Source organism: Massilia suwonensis, assembly GCF_042655665.1.
Taxonomy (GTDB): domain Bacteria; phylum Pseudomonadota; class Gammaproteobacteria; order Burkholderiales; family Burkholderiaceae_D; genus Telluria; species Telluria suwonensis.
Map to the genome: position 1 here is coordinate 97,005 of NZ_JBHSMR010000014.1, position 20,351 is coordinate 117,355.

The 20,351-nt window shown below is 69.3% G+C and carries 16 protein-coding genes; all 16 read left to right on the top strand.

The genetic code is table 11. The annotated features are described in order from the left end of the window. The first annotated feature begins 2 nt into the window (after window positions 1-2). The 16 genes from ACFPQ5_RS20795 to ACFPQ5_RS20870 all read left to right on the top strand — a co-directional run bounded on the left by ACFPQ5_RS20795 (window position 3) and on the right by ACFPQ5_RS20870 (window position 20,328). The gene (locus tag ACFPQ5_RS20795; RefSeq protein WP_379760370.1) at window positions 3-947 is read left to right on the top strand and encodes an EpsD family peptidyl-prolyl cis-trans isomerase; all 945 of its coding nucleotides are present in this window, start codon (window positions 3-5) and stop codon (window positions 945-947) included. Window positions 948-982: 35 nt separating this feature from the next. After that, entirely contained in the window at window positions 983-1,783 is an 801-nt protein-coding gene (gene epsE, locus ACFPQ5_RS20800) for a polysaccharide export protein EpsE (RefSeq protein ID WP_379760372.1), read from the top strand. An 18-nt stretch (window positions 1,784-1,801) separates the two neighbouring features. Continuing rightward, window positions 1,802-3,208, top strand: coding sequence for a chain length determinant protein EpsF (epsF, locus tag ACFPQ5_RS20805; protein ID WP_379760374.1), 1,407 nt, complete (start codon window positions 1,802-1,804; stop codon window positions 3,206-3,208). A gap of 12 nt (window positions 3,209-3,220) precedes the next feature. After that, window positions 3,221-4,087, top strand: a complete 867-nt coding sequence (gene epsG, locus ACFPQ5_RS20810; RefSeq protein ID WP_379760376.1) for a chain length determinant protein tyrosine kinase EpsG — start codon at window positions 3,221-3,223, stop codon at window positions 4,085-4,087. After that, complete coding sequence (xrtB, locus tag ACFPQ5_RS20815; protein WP_379760378.1) at window positions 4,088-5,134, top strand: exosortase B; 1,047 nt, start codon at window positions 4,088-4,090, stop codon at window positions 5,132-5,134. Next, entirely contained in the window at window positions 5,134-5,829 is a 696-nt protein-coding gene (gene epsI, locus ACFPQ5_RS20820) for an exosortase-associated protein EpsI, B-type (protein WP_379760380.1), read from the top strand. The genes xrtB and epsI overlap by 1 nt, the downstream gene beginning before the upstream one ends. A gap of 7 nt (window positions 5,830-5,836) precedes the next feature. Then, a complete protein-coding gene (locus ACFPQ5_RS20825) occupies window positions 5,837-7,342 on the top strand; it encodes an O-antigen ligase family protein (protein ID WP_379760382.1) in 1,506 nt (501 codons plus the stop codon). A gap of 82 nt (window positions 7,343-7,424) precedes the next feature. Beyond that, window positions 7,425-8,930 carry an oligosaccharide flippase family protein gene (locus ACFPQ5_RS20830; RefSeq protein ID WP_379760384.1) on the top strand — a complete coding sequence of 502 codons (1,506 nt, stop codon included), beginning with the start codon at window positions 7,425-7,427 and terminating at the stop codon, window positions 8,928-8,930. After that, on the top strand, window positions 8,931-10,142 hold the full coding sequence (locus ACFPQ5_RS20835) for a glycosyltransferase family 4 protein (protein ID WP_379760386.1): 1,212 nt from the start codon (window positions 8,931-8,933) through the stop codon (window positions 10,140-10,142). After that, window positions 10,132-10,920, top strand: coding sequence for a glycosyltransferase family 2 protein (locus tag ACFPQ5_RS20840; RefSeq protein ID WP_379760388.1), 789 nt, complete (start codon window positions 10,132-10,134; stop codon window positions 10,918-10,920). Before ACFPQ5_RS20835 ends, ACFPQ5_RS20840 begins: the two co-directional genes overlap by 11 nt. Window positions 10,921-11,195: 275 nt before the next feature. Continuing rightward, window positions 11,196-13,433, top strand: coding sequence for a DUF4962 domain-containing protein (locus ACFPQ5_RS20845; RefSeq protein ID WP_379760390.1), 2,238 nt, complete (start codon window positions 11,196-11,198; stop codon window positions 13,431-13,433). Between the two features lie 117 nt (window positions 13,434-13,550). After that, a complete protein-coding gene (locus tag ACFPQ5_RS20850) occupies window positions 13,551-14,414 on the top strand; it encodes a beta-1,6-N-acetylglucosaminyltransferase (protein WP_379760392.1) in 864 nt (287 codons plus the stop codon). A 126-nt stretch (window positions 14,415-14,540) separates the two neighbouring features. Beyond that, entirely contained in the window at window positions 14,541-15,848 is a 1,308-nt protein-coding gene (locus tag ACFPQ5_RS20855) for a glycosyltransferase (RefSeq protein ID WP_379760394.1), read from the top strand. Continuing rightward, complete coding sequence (locus tag ACFPQ5_RS20860) at window positions 15,830-17,128, top strand: phenylacetate--CoA ligase family protein (RefSeq protein WP_379760396.1); 1,299 nt, start codon at window positions 15,830-15,832, stop codon at window positions 17,126-17,128. Before ACFPQ5_RS20855 ends, ACFPQ5_RS20860 begins: the two co-directional genes overlap by 19 nt. A gap of 162 nt (window positions 17,129-17,290) precedes the next feature. Then, the gene (locus ACFPQ5_RS20865; protein ID WP_379760398.1) at window positions 17,291-18,361 is read left to right on the top strand and encodes a glycosyltransferase family 4 protein; all 1,071 of its coding nucleotides are present in this window, start codon (window positions 17,291-17,293) and stop codon (window positions 18,359-18,361) included. Beyond that, window positions 18,358-20,328: a heparinase II/III family protein gene (locus tag ACFPQ5_RS20870; protein ID WP_379760400.1), complete on the top strand. Its 1,971-nt coding sequence runs from the start codon at window positions 18,358-18,360 to the stop codon at window positions 20,326-20,328. Before ACFPQ5_RS20865 ends, ACFPQ5_RS20870 begins: the two co-directional genes overlap by 4 nt. Window positions 20,329-20,351 lie beyond the last annotated feature (23 nt).

Sequence of the window (20,351 nt, forward strand, 5' to 3'; positions counted from 1 at the left end):
CGATGGCCGCCGCGGGCGCGGTGCTGCTTGTGCTGGCTGCTTGCGGCGACAAGGCACCTCCTGCCAAACGGGGGCAGGCGCTGGCGAACGTGAACGGCGAAGAGATCACGGTCCTGCAACTGAACGAGGAGATGCAGCGTGCGGGCGTGCCTGCAGCGCGCCAGCAGCAGGCCAGCAAGCAGCTGCTGCAGGCCCTGATCGACCGCGAACTGCTCGAACAGTCCGCCATCGGCGAAAAGCTCGACCGCGATCCCAAGGTCATGCAGGCGCTCGAGCGCACGCGTTCGCTGATCGTCGCCCAGGCCTACCTGCAAAAGCGCCTGGCCAAGGTGGCGCCGCCGACGCCGGGCGAAGTCGAGGCCTATTACAAGGAGCATCCCGAATTCTTCGACAAGCGCAAGCAGTTCAGCATGGAACAGCTGATGCTCGCGGCAAGCGACCTGACGCCCGAGGTGCGCGCTGCCGCCGACGGCGCCCGTTCGCTCGAAGAGGTGGCGGTCTGGCTCGACGCCCACGGCATCAAGTACGGACGCGCCCAGGTCACGCGCAGCACGGCGGACCTCACTCCGGCCCTGAGCAAGAAGCTGCTCGCCTTGCCGAAGGGGCAGCTGTTCAGCGTGCGCGAAGGCGAGCGCGCCATGCTGCTCTCGGTGGCCGAGGTGCGTGACGCGCCGGTGCCGCTGACGGTCGCCGCGCCCCAGATCGCCCAATTTCTCACGACCCGCAAGAACAAGGAGCTGGCTGCCGCCGAGGTCGAGCGCCTGCGCAAGGCCGCGAAGATCGAATACCTGAACAAGGACCTGGCGCAGGGCACGGCGCCGGCCGCGGCGACCGGGCCCGGCGCTGCCCCTGCGCAGGCGGGCGCGCCGACGGTGCCTGCCGCCCCGAAAGCCGAAGCCGGTCCGGACGATGCGGCGCTCAAGCGCGGCGTTGCCGGCCTGAAGTGACGCGGACCATCGAGGACCACACCGGAGGAGCTGACATGAAATCACTCGCACACTGGATTGTTGCCGCCATGCTGGCCGCCGTGACTGCCGGGGGCGCAAGCGTCGCGCTTGCCGCCGAAGTGCTGCTCGGACCGGGCGACGTCGTGCGCCTGTCCGTCTACGGCAGCCCCGATCTGTCGGTCGAGACGCGGGTCAGCGAAAGCGGCGCCATCACCTTCCCGCTGCTGGGCCAGGTCGCCGTCGGCGGCATGTCGGTCGCGGCCGCCGAGAAGAAGATCGGGGGCCTGCTGGAAAAGGGCGGCTATCTCAAGAAAGCCGAGGTCAACATGCTGGTCACGACCCTGGCCAGCCAGCAGGTGTCGGTGCTGGGCCAGGTCAACCGGCCCGGCCGCTATCCGGTCGAAGGGCGGCGCAAGGTGCTCGACCTGCTGGCCATGGCGGGCGGCGTCAGCGCCGAGGGAAGCGACCTCATCAGCCTGGTGCGCACGCGCGACGGCAAGACCACGCGCGAGACCATCGACATCGTCGACATGGTGCGCAAGGGCGAGCTGGACAAGGACGTCGAGGTGGCCGGCGGCGACATCATTTTTGTGGAGCGCGCGCCCCGTGCCTACGTCACCGGCGAAGTGCAGCGTCCGGGCGCCTTTCGCATCGAGCGCGGCATGACGGTCCAGCAGGCGATCTCGGCCGGTGGCGGCCTGACGCCGCGCGGCAGCGACAGCGGCATGCGCATCACGCGGCGCGACGCCGACGGCCGCGCCGTGACGATGGAGGCGCGCGCCAGCGATCCGGTGCAGGTGGACGACGTGATCACCGTGCGCGAGAGCTGGTTCTGACCGTTCCCGGGAGCCGCCATGAACCTGCGCCAATTCCTCAGAATGCTGCGTGCGCGGCGCCGGCTGATCCTCTCGACCCTGTTCGCCACCGTCCTGCTCGCGCTCGGCTGGAGCCTGATACAGAGCAAAACCTACACGGCCACCGCCTCGGTGCTGCTGAACTACAAGGGCGTCGATCCGCTGACCGGCCTGACGATGCCGGGTCAGCTGCTGCCGGGCTACATGGCGACCCAGATCGACATCATCAGCAGCAAGAACGTCGCCTTGCGCGTGGTGGACCGGCTGCGGCTGGCCACCAGCCCGGCCGTGATTGCCCAGTTCGAGGAGGCGACCGAAGGCAAGGGCACGGTGCGCGACTGGCTGGCCGACCTGCTGCTGCGGCGGATCGACATCAAGCCGGCGCGCGAGTCGAGCGTGGTCGAGATCAGCTTCAAGGGCGCCGATCCGGCCTTCTCGGCGGCGGTGGCGAACGCCTTCGCCGAGGAGTACCAGAACGCCAGCGTCCAGCTCAAGACCGAGCCGATGAAGAAGGCGGCCTCCTACTTCAACGAACAGACGAAGCAATTGCGCGACAACGTGGAGGCTGCCCAGGCGCGCCTGTCGAAGTACCAGCAGGAAAAGGGCATCGTCAGCCTCGACAACAACCGCGTCGACGTCGAGCTGTCGCGCCTGAACGATCTGTCGAGCCAGCTGGTGGCGGCCCAGGCCGCCGCGCTGGAAGCCACCTCGCGCGAGCGCATGGCCGGCGGCGGCATCAATTCGCCGGACGTGGGCAACAACCCGCTGATGCAGAACCTGCGCGTGGCCCTCGCCGCGGCCGAGGCGAAACTGGCGGAGAGCGCCGCCAGGTACGGCGGCAACCATCCGCAATACCAGGCGGCGCGCGCCGAAGTTGAGAAGATGCGCGCCGACCTGAACGCGGCGCTGGCCACGGTGTCGCGCAGCGTGGGCGGCAATGCCCAGGTGCTGCGCCAGCGCGAGGACCAGTTGCGTGAGGCGCTGGCCGCGCAAAAGACCCGCGTGCTCGAACTGAACCGCGCGCGCGACGAGCTCGGCGTGCTGCTGAAGGACCTCGACAGCGCCCAGCGCGCCTTCGACGCCGCTAGCGGGCGCTTCTCCCAGACCCGGATTGAGGCCCAGGCCGAACAGTCCGACATTGCCGTGCTGAACCCGGCGGTGGCCCCAGCCGAGCCCTCGGGGCCGCGCGTGCTGCTCAACACGCTCGTTGCCATCCTGCTCGGCACCGTGCTCGGACTGGGCCTGGCCGTGCTGCTCGAACTGCTGCAGCGTCCGGTGCGCGCGAGCGGCGACATGCAGGAACTGCTCGGCATCCCGGTGCTCGGCACCATCGAGTGGCAGGCGCCGCCGCGGCGTGGCGGCCTGCGCGCGCTGATCGGGCCACGGCGGCCCCTGCGCCTGAACTGAAAAGGAGCCGCAATGAATTCACCGATCCTGTCCGCGCTGCCGCTCGACGCCTCCGACTCGCGTATGGGCACGCTGCTGCTCGAGGCCGGGCGCTTGACGGCGGAGGACGCCGAACGCGTCCTGCGCATGCACCGCGAGCTCGGCATCCGCTACGGCGAAGCGGCGATGCGCCTGGGACTGGTCAGCGAAGACGATATCCGCCAGGCGCTGGCGCGCCAATTCGCCTATCCCTACGTGCTGCCGGGACAGGCCGGGTTCTCGGCGCGCCTGGTGGCGGCCTACGAGCCGTTCTCGCCCCAGGTCGAGGCGCTGCGCGCCATCCGCAGCCAGTTGATGCTGCGCTGGTTTGCGCGCGGGCGGCGCGCGCTGGCGGTCGTCGGCACCGATCCCGACGACGGAGCGGCCCTGTGCGCCGCCAACCTCGCGGTCGTGCTGTCCCAGCTCGGCGAGCAGACCCTGCTGGTGGACGCCAACCTGCGCGCGCCGCGCCAGCAGGACATCTTCGGACTGAAGCCGCGCCAGGGCCTGTCGGACCTGCTGGCCGGGCGCTGCGACCTCGACGTCGTCGTGCGCGTGCCCGGCTTCGTCGACCTGTCGGTGCTGCCGGCCGGGACCTTGCCGCCGAATCCGCAGGAACTGCTCAGCCGTGAAACCTTCCGCAGCCTGCACACCCTGCTCGAGAGCCGCTACGACGTGCTGCTGTACGACCTCGCGCCCTTCGGCAGCGGGGCGGACGCCCTGGCGGCGGCGCGCCAGGCCGGCGGCGTGCTGCTGGCCGCGCGCAAGGACCATACGCGGGTGGCGGACGTGGCGCGGATGGCCGAACACCTGGTCGAGGCGGGAGCCGAGGTGGTCGGCGCCGTCGTGATGGAGTTCTGAATGGCCGGGCAGGGACGAACCGGCGTGGCGGTGCCGGCGCCGCCAGGGGGCCGCAGCCGCGGGGCGGACAGTGCGGCGGCACCGGCGCGCGGCGCGATGGCGGACGGCCGCGCGGATGGCGGTGCGGAGAACACGCATTCGCGTTCCTCGCGTCCCGGCGAACGGACCGCCGGCCTGCTCGCCGGCTGGCGCGCGGCGATTCTGCAAGCCTGGCCCGAATGGTGGCCCGTCTGGCTTGGCCTGGCCGTGCTGTTCCTGCCTACTTTCTTCAGCCTGTTCACCGGCGCCTGGATCGGCGAGGAGCAGGGTCACGGTCCGATGATCTTCGGACTCGCCCTCTGGCTCATCTACCGCAAGTGGCCGCTGGTAGCGGCCTTGCCGCCGGCCTCGTCGGCGGCCGGCTGGCCGCTGCTGGCGCTCGGGCTGATGCTGCACCTGCTCGGGCGCACCCAGCACATTTTGATGTTCGAGATCGGCGCCATCCTGCTGGTGCTGGCGGCCGTCGTACTGGTCGAGTGCGGCGCGCGGGCCTTGCGCGTGCTCTGGTTTCCCTTCTTCTTCATGCTGTTCATGGTGCCCCTGCCGAGCGAGTTCGTCGCGGCCGTCACCATGCCGATGAAGATGGCGGTTTCCTGGGCCACCGAGCAGATCCTGTTCGCGGCCGGCTATCCGATCGGGCGCTCCGGCGTGGTCCTGCAGATCGGCCAGTACCAGCTGCTCGTGGCCGACGCCTGCGCCGGCCTGCAGACCCTGCTGACGCTCGAGGCGCTCGGCCTGTTCTACCTGAACCTGATGCGCCATCCATCGGCCTTCCGCAACGTCGGGCTGGCGCTCCTGATCGTCCCGATCTCGTTCTCGGCCAACGTCATCCGCGTGATCGTGCTGACGCTCATCACCTATCATTATGGCGACGCCGCCGGGCAGGGGTTCCTGCATGGTTTTGCGGGCATGGTGCTGTTCCTGACGGCGCTCGCCCTGATCCTGGCCGTCGATTCCAGCCTGCAGTGGACCGCGCGCAAACGCCTGGCGCGGCGCGGGGAGGGATGATGAAGGCCCGGTTCTTGACGAGCCTGGCGCTAGGCCTGGCGATGGCGGCCGCCTCGGCCCTGACCGGCGCCCTGAGCCCCTCGCCGAAAGCCGTGCAGGCCCAGGCGGCGTTCAGCCTGGAAGCGATGATCCCGGCGCGCTTCGGGTCCTGGCGCATCGATCCGCACATCGTGCCGCTAACGCCGAACCCGGAGCAGCAGGGCGTAATCGAGAGGATCTACGACCAGACCCTGTCGCGCACCTATGTCGACGGGGAGGGACGGCGCGTGATGCTGTCGATCGCCTATGGCGGCGACCAGAGCAAGGCCCTGCAGCTGCACCTGCCCGAAGTCTGCTACGTGGCCCAGGGTTTCCAGCTGGTGCGCGACGGCAGCGACCGCCTGGGCACGGCGTATGGCGTATTGCCGGTGCAGCGCCTGGTCGCCCGCCAGCAGGAGCGCAACGAGCCGATCACCTACTGGATCACGATCGGCGAACACGCCACCCGTTCCGGCATCGAACAGAAGCTGCGGCGCCTGGCCTATGGCCTGTCCGGCGAGATTCCCGACGGCATGCTGGTGCGGGTATCGAGCATCGCCAGCGACGAAGCGGGGGCCTGGCGCCTGCAGGACCGCTTCATCGCCGACCTGCTCAACGCCGTGGGCGGGCCGGAGCGCGTGCGCCTGATCGGCACCAGCAGCAGCCGGGCGGACTGAGGCCGCCATGCCGGACATCGTGCTCCAGGGCCTGTTCGCCTCGCTGCCTTTCGTGGTCGTGGTGCTGCTGGCATTGGCCGCCGTGCTGGCTGCCGGACTCGGCCTCGTCTGGCCGCGCCTGCTCGTCTATCCCTACTTGTGCGCCTTCTTCTGGATCACCTCGACCAGCTACGGCAGCCTGGCCGTGTTCGTCACGCCCGGCTTTTACAGCCGCGGCTCCGGGCTGCTGCTGTTCCCGCTCGTGCTCTGGATCATGCTCGGCGCCTGGTGCTGCGCACGCGTGGCGGCGGCCTTCCGGCGCGGCCCGGCGCCCGCCTGCACGTTGATTCCCTGGTTCTGGGGCTGGGCGGCCCTGCTGGCGGCCCATACCGGCGCCGCCGTGCTGGCCGGCGTGCCGTTCAAGGACGCGCTGGCGCCTTCGGGTTTCTCGAACATCGTCTGGATGGGACCGCTCATCGCGCTGATGCTGCTGGCCTTCCGCGGCCGCGCGGAAGCCGTCGAGCTTGCCGGTTTCGTCATGCTGGCAGGGCTGGCGCGCGCACTGTTCGGCCTGGGACGCTGGGCGGCCTTTGGCGGCGATCCGAACAATGTGTATGCGAACATGAACGCGATCCGGATCCGCCTCACCTTTTTCGACATCAACGACAGCCTGCTGTGCATGATGGCCTGCGCGATCGCCGCCGTCGTGTTATTTGGCCCGGGTCGCGCCAGACCCGGTCTGGAGGGACCGCGTCCAGCATCCTCCACGCCGGCGGTCACGCAGCATCCACTCTGGCGCGCCCTCGCATGGCTGACCCTGCTGGCGACCTCGGCCTGCATCGTGCTGTCCTACCGGCGCAGCGCCTGGATCGGCTTCATGCTCGGCTGTGCCGTCGTGCTGCTGCGTTTTCCGCCGCGCCGCCGGGTGCAGCTGGCCCTGGCCGCGCTGCCCCTGGCCGGTGGCGCGCTCGGCTATGCGGCCCTGCGCCGCCTGGGACAGGCGCGCGGCGATGGCGGGCTGGCCAGCCTGCTGTACGACATGCAGTCGCGCCGCTTCGGACCCGAGAGCGAGCGCGTGCTCGAACTGAAACTGGTGCTGGCCGACATCCTCGCGCGGCCCTTCACGGGCATCGGCGCCTGGGGCCGCTACACGGGCTACCAGCAGATTTCCTGGCAGGCGAACCCGGATGGCGGCCTGTTCCTGCACAGCGGCATCCTGCACGTGGCCCTGAAAAGCGGTTTGCCCGGGATGGTGCTGCTGGGCGGGACGGTCTGGGCCTTCGTGCTCGCCGCCCGCCGCGCGCTGCGCACGCTGCCGCCGGAATTGCTGGGCCTGGGCACGGCCGGCGTCGCCGGCGTCGCCTTCATGATTCCGGACGTGCTGATCGGCACGCCGTTTCCCCAGGTGCGCACGACGCAGATGCTGGCCGTCGCGCTGGCCTTGCCCTACGTGGCGCTGGCCGCGAGCGCCGTTCCCGCCTTGCCCAGGCGCAGCGCCCACCTGCGCCTGCGTCCCGACGTGGCGCCCGCATGATGACCCCTCGTCCGCACCAGGCCGGCAGCGGGCCCGCCTTGCCGTCGCAGCAAGGGCAGGGCGCCACACGATGGAGCAGGCCATGAACCTGCGCCTGTTCCACAACGCCTGGTCCAACCTGCTCGGCGCCGCGGTGCCCGCGCTGGCGGCGCTGGCCACCGTCCCGCTCGTCGTCGCCGGCCTGGGCGAGGCCGGCTACGGCCTGTATGCGCTGGTCACGGCCATCGTCGGCTACTTCGCCGTCATCGACATCAACGTCACGGCCGGCTCGGTGAGAACCATCGCAGGCCAGCATGCGCGCGGCGAGCACGAAGGCGTCGCCGCGACCCTGTGCTTCGGCCTCGTCGTGTATGCCCTGATCGGCCTGGCCGGGGCGCTCGGCCTGGTGACCTGCGCGCGGCTGCTCGTCACCCGCGTGTTTGCCGTGCCCGATGCGCTGACGCTGGAAGCGGTCGCCTGCCTGCGGCTGGCGGCGCTCGGCTTCCTGTTCGGGCAGCTGCAGGGCTATCTGCAAAGCGTGCCCCAGGGCCTGATGCGCTTCGACGTCTCGGGACGCATCGAAATGGTGTTCGGCACCCTTGTGCCCCTGCTGACGGTGGCGGTCCTGCTGCTGGGGCAGGGCCTGTTCGAAGTGATCGCCTTGCGCGTCCTTGCCAGCGCCGTGCACTGCATGGTGCTCTGGCGCAGCGTCCGCCACCTGCTGCCGGCCCTGCGCTGGCGCTGGCCCGAACCGAAGCTGCGCGCCAGCATCCTCGGCTTCTCGGCCTGGTCTTTCCTGTCGCGCTTTGCCGCGCTCTCGTATGCCCACGCGGACAAGCTGGTCATCGGGGCCCTGGTCGGCGTGACCGGGCTGGCCTATTTCACGGTCGCGGCCACGCTCGCCAACCGCGTGCTCGGCCTCACCTTCCGGCTGTCCGGCGTGTTCTTTCCGGCGGCCAGCGCGCTGGCCGCGGGCGGGGAACTGGCCCGCCTCGACCGTGCTTACCTCAAGGCCACGCGCTACGTCGTCTACCTGAACGCGGCGATGCTGGTGCTGCTGGCCGTGTTCGCCTATCCCTTGCTGCACCTGTGGATGGGCGCCGAATTCGCGCGCAGCGGGGCTGCCGTGCTGGCCCTGATGGCGCTGGCGCAATTCATCGATTCGCTGACCAGCCTGCCGTCCTTGGTGAACGACGGCATGGGCCACCCGCGCGTGTCCGGCCTGTTCGCGGTGGCGCGCGCGATCGCCGGACTCGGCATCGTCTACCTCGGCGTGGCCGGCTGGGGCATCGTCGGCGCGGCCTGGGGCCACCTGATCGCGGCCAGCATATTCACGCTGGCCTTTCTCGTCGCCGTACACGGCCGCACGGTGCCCACCACGCTGGCGCGCCTGTGCCGGCAGGGCTACCTGCCGGGGATGGGGGCGGCCGCCTGCGTGGCGCTGGCGGCCGGCGTGGCCGAGCGCTGGTTCGACCGCGGCATGCCCGACTTCGTCCTGATCGCCTGCATGACGGCGGCCTTGCTGGCCTTGCTCGGCATGCTGGTGGTGGCCGAGCCGCCCGACCGGCAATGGGCCTGGGCGCGCGTCAAGGCGCTGGCGGGAGAATAGATGCGTATCCTGCTCGTTTCCGAAGACTTGCCCGGCAGTCAAGTCGGCGGGCTCGGCAAGCACGTGGTCACGCTCGGCAATGCGCTGCTCGCAGCCGGGCACACCGTGTGCATCCTCGGCCGCAAGGATTGCGGGCTGGATGCGCCGGCGCGGCTGGGCTTTCACGGGAGCTTCGAGCCCGGCTTCGACTATGCCCATCCGGGCTGGAAGGAAAGGCAACTGGGTGTCTTCAATCCCCTGAAGCGTCCCTGGTTTGCGCGCAAGATCGCCGCCGCCATCGCACGGCATGCCGGCGGCTTCGATGCCGTGCATTACCACGGTCACCTGCCGCTGGTCGGCATGTATGTCGATCCGTCCATCAATTTCGTGCAGACCCGGCACGACCAGGGCAGCGAATGCCTGGTCCAGCTGCGCTTTCGCGACAATGCCGTCTGCACGACCCGCGCCGCGCGCGACTGCGCGGGCTGTATCCGCAAGGATGCCGGCGCGCTGCGGCAGTCGGTCACGGCGCTGGCGGTGAACCGCTACCGCCAGGCCAGCGCCCAGGCCTTTGCGACCCGCAAGACCATCTTCGTGTCGGATTTCCTGAGACGTCAGTTCTTGCGCGCCGTACCCGGCGCCGACCTGGGGCGCTGCCGCGTGATCCCGAACGTCGTCGACTATGCGGCGCTACGCCAGGCTGCGTTTGACGCACCAGCGCCGCGGGCAGGGGAGGCCGTCCTGGTCGGCCGCATCGATGCCGGCAAGGGCTTCGCTGAATTCCTGGCCGCGGCGCAGGGCCGCCTGCCGCCGCAAGCACTGGTCACGATCGCCGGCGACGGCCCCGAACGGCCGCTGCTGGAGGCGCGCCATGCGGGGGAGCAGGTGCGCTTCCTCGGCTGGCAGGATTATCCGGCGGCGCTGGCCCTGGCCGCGCGCAGCCACCTGTGCGTGGTGCCCTCGGTGTGCGAGGAGGCCTGCAGCACCACGGGGCTGGAAGCGCTGGCGCTGGGCAAGCCTTGTCTCGCCCTGGCGCGCGGCGGCACGCCGGAACTGGCCAGCTACCAGCACTATCCCGGCCAGCTGCAATTGTTCGACACCATGCCCCAGCTGGTCGCGCGCATGGCGGAGCTGCTGGGGCAGCCTCCCACGCCGCCGCGCCCGCTGCCCCCACGTTTCGGCGCCGATGCCGCCGTCATCCTTCCGCGCCTGGTGGACCTGTATGCCGAATGAACCGCGCTTCTCGATCGTCACCTGCACCTGGAACAGTGCTGCCACCCTGGGCGATACGCTGGCCTCGCTGGCGAGCCAAACCTTTCGCGACTTCGAGCATATTGTCGTGGACGGCGGCTCGCGCGATGGCACCCTCGACATGCTTGCCGCGTATGCGCATGATGCACCCGGAAACAGGCGAATCCTGCACGACATCGGCGGCGGCATCAGCCGCGCCATGAACCGGGGCATCGAGGCGGCGCGCGGCGAGATCGTGGCCCACCTGCATGGGGACGATTATTACGCCGGTCCGGACGTGCTGGCCCGGGTGGCGCGCCATTTCGACGACACGGGCGCCGCCTGGGTGATCGGCAAGATCCAGGTCTTGCGCGATGGCGTGCTGGCGCAGCCCTACCCGATGCAGCCCTTCAGTTACCAGGCCTATGCGGCGGGACAGACGAGCATTCCCCACCCGGCGGTCTTCGTGCGGCGCGCCTGTTTCGACCAGGTCGGCGGCTTCGATCCGCGCCTGCGCTATGCGATGGACATCGACCTCTGGCTGCGCCTGGCGCGCCACGCGCCGCCGGCCCAGCTCGACGCGACGCTGGCGGTGTTCCGCGAACACGCAGGGAGCATCTCGTCGGCCAACAAGCTGCGCGCGCGCGAGGAGGAATTTCGGGTGCGGCGCCGGCACGCTAGCCAGGCGCCGCTGGCCTTTCTCGTGTATTGCCTGCGTTACGCCAGGCGCATGCGGATGCTGCGCGCGCAGCAGCACATCGCCGCCGGCAACAGCTCTTAGCGCTTTGACTTTGCGAACAAAACACAGCTGTTACATGCCTGGAATGCAGGTCCGACAAGTGTGTTGCTCTGGAGTCTGATTTCTGTGATGCAATCTAAAAAAAGGATGAGTTTGGGAAAAAAGTTGCCGCTGTTCAATTTCTTACTGCGGTAACATCATTTCTGTTTCGAACGGTGTGCGCTGCAGCACACGCCGCTCCCAGCAGATTGCGGCGGCCTCGCTCACCGATTGGCCGCTGCGCCAGACAGTCATCCATCGTTCTCGGAGCATCATTCATGAAATCCCAACTTCGGGGCCTGGTCCAGGCCCTCGCCCTGGCATCGCTGTGCGCGCTGTCCTTGAATGCGCGCGCGGACTGGGCGCAGGCCACCGATCCGCTGATCGTCCAGCCTGGCCCGGCCGGCGGCGCGATCCAGGCGCAGAATCCGCCGGGCTTCACCTGGGCGCGGCACCCGACCGGCCCGGCGTCCTACGACATCGAAATCACCTCGGCCGGCGGCGCGCCGACTGTCGCCGTGGTCGAGCGCAATTGGTACCTGCCGACCAAGGCGCTGCCGCTCGGTAACTACACCTGGCGCGTTCGCCCCAGCGGCAGCAACGACTGGTCGACCGCCCGCAGCTTCTCGCTGACCACACGCTCGACCGTGTTCGAAGTGCCGGACAACGCCGCCCTGCGTTCGCGCATCGCGTCCAAGGCGCGGCCGCGCGCGCTGCCGCCTTCGTTCACCCTGTACTCGACCTGGAACGCGTCCAAGAAGGCCGAGCTCGACCCGTACGTCAGCCGCATGACGAACGAGATCAAGCTGCAGATCAATGCGCTGCCGGTGCTGAACGACGCGCGCTGGCCGATCACGATCGCCACGCCCCTGACCGCCGCCATGGCATCGCAACAGACCGACATCCGCCAGCGCATCAACGAGGCGAGCCGCCAACTGGAAGCGGCCGCCGTGATGTGGCGCATGAAGCGCGATCCGCTGTTCCTGAGCGAAGCGCTGAGGAAGGGCGACCAGCTCGCCGCCCTCGATCCGAAAGGCCCGACCAGCTACGTCAACCAGGACCAGGCCACGCGCCAGATCTCGGTCTCGCTGATCAAGGCGATCGACTCGCTCGCGGGCGACCTCGACGCCACCCGCAAGGCCAAGTGGCTGGAAACGGTGCGCGTGCGCACCGAGGAAATCTACCGCAACCTGGCCGGCGACAACGGCCGTCTCGACCAGTATCCCTTCGACTCGCACGGCAACACCAGCCTGGTGTTCCTGGTGCTGATCTCCTCGCTGTCGCTGGGCGACATTCCGGAAGCGCAGAAGTGGTTCGACTTCTCCTTCCGCGCCTACGCCAACGCGCCGTCGCCCTGGGCCGGTCCCGAAGGCGGCTTCGCCAACGGTACCGCCTACGCCGAGTACGCGGCCGGCTACCTGGTGCAGCTGTGGGACCCGCTCACCCAGGCAACCGGCGTGAATTTCTACGCCAAGCCCTGGGCCCTGGGCTTCCTCGATTTCGCGACCCAGTTCACGCCGCCGGGCTCGAAGATCCACGCCTTCGGCGACGGTTCGGAAACCAAGCCCGACACCCGCGTCTTCCACGCCTTCGGTTCGCGCATGGTCTCGCCGCGCGCGGCCTGGTACGTGTCGAAGCTGGGCGGCACCGAAGACACGCTGTCGCTGCTGCAGGCGCCGTACCCGATGCCGGTGGCCGATACCAAGACCCTGTCGCCGCCATCCTCGAGCGCTTATTACCCGAGCATCGGCTGGGTCTCGATGCACAGCGACATCGGCCTGTCCTCGCGCAGCTCGCTGTACTTCAAGTCCAGCCCCTACGGTTCCTTCAACCACAGCCACGGCGACCAGAACGGCCTGCTGCTGTCGGTGGCCGGACAGCCTCTGCTGGTCAAGGCCGGCTGGTACGACTGGTACGGCTCGCCTTACTGGACCGACTGGTACCACCAGACCCGCTCGCAGAACGCCATCACTTTCGATGGCGGCAAGGGCCAGCTGGTGACCGGCTACCGCGAGCAGCTGCAGCGCAACGGCAAGATCATCGGCTTTGCCGCGCAGCCGAGCTATGACTTCGCCGAGGGCGACGCGACCGCCTCGTATGGCGGCCAGTTGACCATGGCCAAGCGCCAGGTCTGGCACCTGCGCAATGCGAGCAATGCGATCCTGGTGCGCGACCGCCTGTCGGCGACCGTGCCGCACACCTACGAGTTCAACCTGCACGCGCCGGTGGCGATGACGATCGAGAACCCGAACGCGGTCAAGATCGCGATCAACGGCCAGTCGGTCTGCGTGCGCTCGCTGAACGGCAACGCTCCCTTTGCCCAGTGGATCGGGCCGGGCGCCAAGACCAACGTCGTCGAGGACCATGGCGCCTTCTACCTGGCGAACGACGGCAAGTCGGTGGCCGAGTTCCTGATGCTGCTCGACGTCGGCTGCAAGCGGCCGGAAGTCAAGGTAGCGACGTCCGGCACGGTGCGTACCGTCACTGTTGCGGGGCAAAGTGTCACGCTGAACTGAACGCGGGTCGACCAAAACCACGCGCTATAGTCGGTGCGCCTGACCGGTGCACCGCGAACGTCCCTGCGGCCTGTGCTCCGGGGACGTTTTTTTTTGCGGCAGTCGGTGGAGGCGGCGATGAAGCAGGTCTTCCTGATCCATGCGCACAAGGACCTCGTCCAGCTCAACGCGCTGCTGGCGCGCCTGTCCGACCCGGATTTCGTCCTCTACGTCCACCTCGACCGCAAGTGGCGGCTCGATCCCGCGCAGGTCGACCCGCGCGCGCGCCAGATCCAGCCGCGCCGCGATGTGCGCTGGGGCAGCTTCAGCCAGGTGAGCGCCACGCTGGCCTCGCTGCGCCAGGTGCTCGCCGGCGAGTCCGTTTTCGACAAGCTGTTGTTCCTGTCGGCCCAGGACTATCCGGTGCTGTCGAATTCAGCGCTGAAAGACGCCCTGGCGATGCTCGCCGGCCGCGAGCTGATCGACACCGTGGCGATCGGCCCGCAGGGCTGGCCGGCCGAGTACCGCTACCAGTATTTTTATCGCGAGGGCAGTGCCTTGCTCGTGCGCGCCGCCTGCGCCCTGGCCAACCGCTGCCTGCGCGCTAGCGGCCGCACGCGCCGCTTTCCGTCCGGCCTGCAGCCCTATGGCGGCTCGACCTGGTGGGCGCTGTCGCGGCCCTGTCTCGTGCACCTGTTGGAGCGGGTAGACGCGCAGCCCGGGCTGGCGCGCTTCTTTCGCACGGTGCTCTGTCCCGACGAGTTGTTTTTCCAGACCCTGGTGATGGCGTCTCCCTTCGCGCCGCGCGTCCTGCCGCGCAACTACCGCTATGTGCAATGGCCGGCCGGCGCTGCCCGCAATCCGCAGGTGTTGGTCGAGGCCGATTGCGCGCGCATCCGTGCATCCGGCGCCCACTTTTGCCGCAAGCTCGAAGGGGTGAAAAGTGCCGGCTTGCGGGCGCGGCTCGATGCCTGCGCCGGCCTGGTCCGCGACGTGGGATAGCGCCGCCACGCGCCGCCATGCGTCCTTGATCGCCCTCAATCGGGCGCCCCGCGCGCTTGGGCTGGCAAAGGCCTTTTGCGCGAGCGCCTGGGCTAGTATCGACCTGACACCTCGACCGGGGCTTCCATGTCTTCCATGCCTTCGATTGCCATTTATACGCGGCCATTTTCGATTGCCTACATCGTGCGCGACCCGCTGCCGCCGCTGCGCGCCGACGTCGCGACCCTGTTCGGGGCGGAGATGCCACGCTATGGGGTGCTGACCGAACTGGTGGGGCAGGGGGGCGCGGCGCAAGCCGGCCGCGAGAACGGCTGGGGCGGAGGCGGCATGCACATCGTCGGCCATTTGCGCCACCGCTTCGCCAGCCTGCTCGCGCCGCTCTGGGATGCCTTCGGCCTGCTGCGCGCCTGGCTGCGGGCGCGGCCGGACTGCATCCAGGTGCGCGACAAGGTCGCCAGCGCGCTGCTGGGCCTGCTGGCCGCGCGCCTGCTGCGCATTCCTTTCATCTACTGGATGTCCTTTCCTATCGTCGAAGGCTACGAGGCCCGGCGCGACGCGCTGGCCGGGCGCCGGCCTCCGCCCGGCTGGTTCGTTCCGCGCTGGCTCGATACGCGCTGGCTGCGCCCGCACCTGATCGGGCATGCGCTGCGCGCCTTCGTGTCGCGCCGCGTCGTCTACCGGCTGGTGCTGCCCGCCGCCGACCACGTGTTCGTGCAGAGCGAGGCGATGCGCGACTGGCTGCGCTCGCTCGGCATCGCGCGCGAGCGCATGACGCCGGTGCCGATGGGCGTAGACGCCGCGGCTTTCGACCGCGCCGGCATCGTGCCCAGCGGCGACCGGCGCCTGGCCGGGCGCCGCGTCGTGCTCTACCTGGGGCACGTGGCGCAGTCGCGCCAGTCCGACTTCCTGCTCGACGTCGTCCTGCACCTGCGCCGGGAGGAGCCCGAGGTGCTGCTGGTGATCGTCGGCGACGCGCCCTCGCTCGACGAAAGGATGTGGATGCGTACCGCGATCGCGGCGCGCGGCCTCGGCCACCACGTGCTGCTGACCGGCTGGCTGCCGCAGGCGGCCGCGCTCGGCTACGCGGTGCGGGCCGAAGTCGGCCTGTCGCCGATCCCGCGCGGGAAGCTGTTCGACGTTTCGTCGCCGACCAAGCTGGTCGAATACCTGGCGCTGGGCATTCCCGGCGTCGCCAACGACATCCCGGACCAGGCGCGCGTGATCGAGGACAGCGGCGCCGGCCTGTGCGTGCCCATGCAGGCCGAGGCCTTTGCCGAGGCAACACTGCGCCTGCTGCGCGACCCCGAACTCGCCGCGCGTTGCGCCGTACGCGGGCCGCCCTGGGTCAGGGCGCACCGCACCTACGACATCCTGGCGCGCGAGGTGGCGCACGCCTACCACTGCATCCTCGCGCCATGTGGACCTGGTCGCTGAAGGCAACGCTGCGCTCGCTCGCGCGCATCCTTCTGCGCGGCCTGCCGGCGCGCCTGCTGGTCACCCCGCGCCTGCTGGCGCAGGAACGCTCGCCCGCGCTGCTGGCCGCCGCCATCGCCGCGCGCGCGCGCCGCCTGGAACTGCAGGTGGCCTTCGATGGCACCCGGCTGCCGCACGCCGATCCGGGCGGGCGCTTCCTGACCAAGGAGGTGCTGCGCCAGTACCCGGAACGCTTCGTGCGTCCGCGTGCGCCCGGCTCCATGCTGCGAAGCACGATTCGCACCAGCGGCACCTCGGGCACGCCGCTGACTCTGGTGCAGACGCTCGGCGCCGTGATCCGCGAAGAGGGCTTCATCCAGCGCCAGCTGCGCTGGATCGGCTGGCGTCCGGGGGAAAGGCGCGCCTGGATCCGCGGCGACATCGTCTGCGCCGACCGTCCACGCACGGAGCGCTACTGGTGCCACGACTACGCGGGCAGGATGCTGCTGATGTCCTCCTATCACCTGTCGGAGACGACGATCGGCGCCTATGTCGATGCGCTCGAGCGTTACGAGCCGGTGGTGCTGCACGCCTATCCGTCCTCGGTGGCGGCGCTGGCGGCCTGGCTCGAGGCGCACGGCCGGCGCTACCGCGGGAGGGCGCTGCGCGGCGTGTTGACCTCGTCCGAAACGCTCGAACCGGCCGTGCGGGCGCTGGTCGAGCAGCGTTTCGGCGTGCGCGTCTTCGACTGGTACGGCCAGGCCGAGCGGGTCGCGGCGATCGGCACCTGCGAGGAGGGCAGCTACCACGTGCTGACCGACTATGGTGGCGTGGAACTGCTCGCGGGCGATGACGGGCTTGCCGAGCTGGTCGGCACCACGCTGAACAACCCGGCCATGCCCTTGCTGCGCTACCGGACGGGCGACCGGGTATTGCCCGGGGACGGCCGGCCCTGTCCCTGCGGCCGGGTGTTTCCGACCGTGCAGGCCGTGATCGGGCGCCAGGAGCGCATCCTCACCTTGCCGGACGGGCGCATCGTTGCGCGCCTGGACCGCGTGTTCCAGGGCCACGACCGGCACCTGATCGAGGGCCAGGTGTTGTATGCGAACGACGGCAGCTTTCGCTTGCGGGTTGTTGTCACACCGGAATTTTCGGAGCGCGACGAAGCCCGGCTGGAGCAGGCTTTCCTGCTGCGCGTGCCGGGCGTCCGGGTGGCCGTGGAGCGGGTGGCGGCGATTTCGCGTGGGCCGAACGGCAAGTTCGAATTCGTCGCGGTCGAACCGGCTGTCCGGGCGGAATGAATGCAACATGCTCAGCATAATTTTTTTACATAATTGAAGGCTGAACCGTGCGCGGAAACGGAAACAGTTGATGTATGATCGAAATATTGTGCCTTTATCAAGAATAGTGAAACCGTCTTCCCACACCCGATCGGCAGCACCGACGAATGCCGGAGTTCGCGCATGAAAGCGCGCGCGCCGCGCATCCTCATGGTCGGAACTGCTCCGGAAGGGCGGGGTGGGGTGGCGGCGCTGGTGGCGGTGCTTCGTGCGGGCGGCCTGTTCGAACAGGCATCGGTCCGGTATGTGAGTACCCATCGCGAGGGCAGTGTCCTCACCAAGTTGAAAGCGGCGGCCGGCGGCTTCGTACAAACGCTTGCCTGCCTGTGGCGCCGTCCGGCGATCGTGCACGCCCACGCGGCCTCGCACGCCAGTTTCGCCCGCAAATCCCTGTTGTTGTGGCTGGCGCGTTGCGCCGGCTGTCAAACCATCTTCCACCTGCATGGGGGCGGCTTTCGCCAGTTCGCCACCCTGCGTTCAGGCGTCCTGATGCGGCGTTGGATCCGTCATACCCTCGAGCGCAGCTCGCTCGTCATTGCCCTCACCGAAGGCTGGGCCGCCTTCGTGCGCAGCTTCGCCCCACGCGCGCGCGTGGCCGTGGTGCCGAATGCGGTGTCGCTGCCGCGCGGTCTCGAAGACCAGGCTGAACCGAACCGCATCCTCTTCCTCGGCCGCGTCGAGGCCGCCAAGGGCGTCGCCGAGCTGCTCGATGCCGTCGCCTTGCTGGCGCCACGCTTTCCGGCACTCAGGCTGATTCTAGCCGGCAGCGGCGAGCTGGACGCCTGGCGCCGCGAAGCGGCCGAACGCGGCATCGCCGGGCGCGTCGAGCTGACGGGCTGGCTCGACGCCGGCGCCTGCGCCGAACAACTGGCGCGCGCCAGCGTGTTCTGCCTGCCCTCGCATGCCGAAGGCTTGCCGATGGCCCTGCTGGAAGCGATGGCCGCCGGCAAGGCCGTCGTCGCCAGCGCCGTCGGCGGGATACCCGAGGTACTGCGCGAGGGCGAGAACGGCTTGCTGGTGCCGCCGCGCGACGGGGCGGCGCTGGCCGGCGCGCTGGCACGGGTGCTGGAGGATGCGAACCTGCGCGCGCGGCTCGGCGCGCAGGCGCGCGGGACGGTGGCGCAACACTATTCAACCGAAGCGGTCTGCGGCCGGCTGGCTGCGATCTATAACGAATTGGCGGGGGCTCGATGAACGCAACAGTACGCATGGTGTGGTGGGTGAATCGTCTGCGCTGCATGTCGGTGGCCGAAATCGGCTTCCGTCTGCGCCGGGCGGCACGCGCGAAGATCGCACGCGGGGCGGCCCTGCGCGCCGCCATCGCGCCTGCCGCGCCCCTGCCGCGGGCCCGCACCTTCACCACCCATGCGGCCCCCGACCTGACGCCGGCACAGGTCGACGCCCTGCTGGCCGAGGCCGACCGCATCTGCGCCGGCCACGTGGTGCTGTTCGCCGACCGCAGCTTCGACGTCGGCGTGCCCACCATCTGGAACCGCGATCCCTACAGCGGCGTCACCGGTCCTTCGATTTTCTCGAGCGACATCGCCATCGACAATCCCGAGCTGGTCGGCGACATCAAGCACGTCTGGGAACTGAACCGCCACCTGCACCTCGTGCGCCTGGCCCAGGCCTGGAGCGTGAGCGGCGACGTGCGCTGGCTGCACGCGCTCGAACAGCAGCTGCGCAGCTGGCTCGACCAGTGCCCGCCGCTGCAGGGGCCGAACTGGACCAGCCCGATGGAGCTGGGCATCCGCCTGGTCAACTGGGCGCTGCTGTGGCAGCTGGTGGGCGGCGAGGCGAGCGTGCTGTTCGCCGGCGAATCCGGCCAGCGCCTGCGCGCCGACTGGTTAGATAGCATCCACGCGCACTGCCGCACAATTTCGCGCAACCTGTCGCGCCATTCCTCGGCCAACAACCACCTGATCGGCGAACTGGCCGGCCTGTTCGTCGCCAGCTCGGTCTGGCCCTGCTGGAAGGAGTCGAGCGCCTGGATGGAACAGGCGCGCCGCGAGCTCGAGCAGCAGGCGCGCTTGCAGTATTCGCTCGACGGCGTGAACCGCGAGCAAGCCTTCGGCTACCACGTGTTCTCGGCCGAGTTTTTATTTGTCGCAGGACTGGTCGGCCAGGCCTGCGACGTGGCCTTCTCGCGCACCTACTGGAGCGTGCTGCAGCGCGCCCTGCGTTTCCTGCGCTCGGTGCGCGACGTCAGCGGCCACGTGCCCAACGTGGGCGACAGCGACGACGGCAGCGTGTTCCGCCTGGACGCCGCCGGCAGCGACCGCGCGGCCCAGCTGCTGGCCCTGGGCGAGACCGTGTTCGGCGCCCAGCCGGCCAGCCACCCGGGCGTGCGCTGGCTGCTGCATGCGCTGCCGGGCAAGCGGCCCGACGCCGACACCCACGAGTCCGATACCGGCTGGGCCTTCCCGGATGGCGGCTACCTGTTGTTCGGTTCCCACTTCGGCGAAGAAAAAGAGATCAAGGGCATGCTCGACTGCGGCCCGCTCGGCTACCTCGGCATCGCCGCCCACGGCCACGCCGACGCCCTGTCGCTGACACTGTCGGTGGCGGGCGAACAGGTGCTGGTCGATCCGGGCACCTATTCCTACTGGCAGGGGCAGAAGTGGCGCGACTATTTCCGCGGCACCTCGGCCCACAACACGGTGCGCGTCGACGGGCGCGACCAGTCGGTTTCGGGCGGGCGCTTCATGTGGCTGCGCAAGGCGCAGGCGAGCATCGAACGCATGCCGGCTTCGCCCCACGAATTCGATTTCCGCGGCTCGCACGACGGCTATACCCGCCTGTCGGACCCGGTGCGCCACCTGCGCAGCGTGCGTTTCGACGCCGCCACCAGCACCCTGGTCGTGCGCGACGAGGTGTCCGCCAAGAAGGCCCACCCGGTCGAACTGTTCTGGCATTTCGCGCCCGAACTGAACGTGCGCCTCACCAGCACCGGCCTGCACGTGCGCGGCAAGCGCTTCGCGCTGCAGATGCACACCACCGGTTCCGACCTGAAGCTTGAATTGGTGCGCGGCGCCGAGAATCCGCCCCTGGGCTGGTACTCGCGCTGCTACCAGTCGAAGGAGCCGAGCGACGTGCTCCGTATCTCGACCGTATCGTCCGCCGTTCCGGTGGAATGTAAGTTTACAATAACGTTTTTTTAACATCGCAATCCGCTCTCATAATT

Coding starts and splice junctions, on each gene's coding strand:
- epsF (WP_379760374.1), top strand. CDS start 1,802: ATGAACCTGCGCCAATTCCTCAGAATGCTGCGTGCGCGGCGCCGGCTG.
- ACFPQ5_RS20850 (WP_379760392.1), top strand. CDS start 13,551: ATGAAGCAGGTCTTCCTGATCCATGCGCACAAGGACCTCGTCCAGCTC.
- ACFPQ5_RS20870 (WP_379760400.1), top strand. CDS start 18,358: ATGAACGCAACAGTACGCATGGTGTGGTGGGTGAATCGTCTGCGCTGC.
- ACFPQ5_RS20835 (WP_379760386.1), top strand. CDS start 8,931: ATGCGTATCCTGCTCGTTTCCGAAGACTTGCCCGGCAGTCAAGTCGGC.
- epsG (WP_379760376.1), top strand. CDS start 3,221: ATGAATTCACCGATCCTGTCCGCGCTGCCGCTCGACGCCTCCGACTCG.
- epsE (WP_379760372.1), top strand. CDS start 983: ATGAAATCACTCGCACACTGGATTGTTGCCGCCATGCTGGCCGCCGTG.
- epsI (WP_379760380.1), top strand. CDS start 5,134: ATGAAGGCCCGGTTCTTGACGAGCCTGGCGCTAGGCCTGGCGATGGCG.
- ACFPQ5_RS20860 (WP_379760396.1), top strand. CDS start 15,830: ATGTGGACCTGGTCGCTGAAGGCAACGCTGCGCTCGCTCGCGCGCATC.
- ACFPQ5_RS20855 (WP_379760394.1), top strand. CDS start 14,541: ATGTCTTCCATGCCTTCGATTGCCATTTATACGCGGCCATTTTCGATT.
- ACFPQ5_RS20845 (WP_379760390.1), top strand. CDS start 11,196: ATGAAATCCCAACTTCGGGGCCTGGTCCAGGCCCTCGCCCTGGCATCG.
- ACFPQ5_RS20795 (WP_379760370.1), top strand. CDS start 3: ATGGCCGCCGCGGGCGCGGTGCTGCTTGTGCTGGCTGCTTGCGGCGAC.
- ACFPQ5_RS20865 (WP_379760398.1), top strand. CDS start 17,291: ATGAAAGCGCGCGCGCCGCGCATCCTCATGGTCGGAACTGCTCCGGAA.
- ACFPQ5_RS20825 (WP_379760382.1), top strand. CDS start 5,837: ATGCCGGACATCGTGCTCCAGGGCCTGTTCGCCTCGCTGCCTTTCGTG.
- ACFPQ5_RS20830 (WP_379760384.1), top strand. CDS start 7,425: ATGAACCTGCGCCTGTTCCACAACGCCTGGTCCAACCTGCTCGGCGCC.
- ACFPQ5_RS20840 (WP_379760388.1), top strand. CDS start 10,132: ATGCCGAATGAACCGCGCTTCTCGATCGTCACCTGCACCTGGAACAGT.
- xrtB (WP_379760378.1), top strand. CDS start 4,088: ATGGCCGGGCAGGGACGAACCGGCGTGGCGGTGCCGGCGCCGCCAGGG.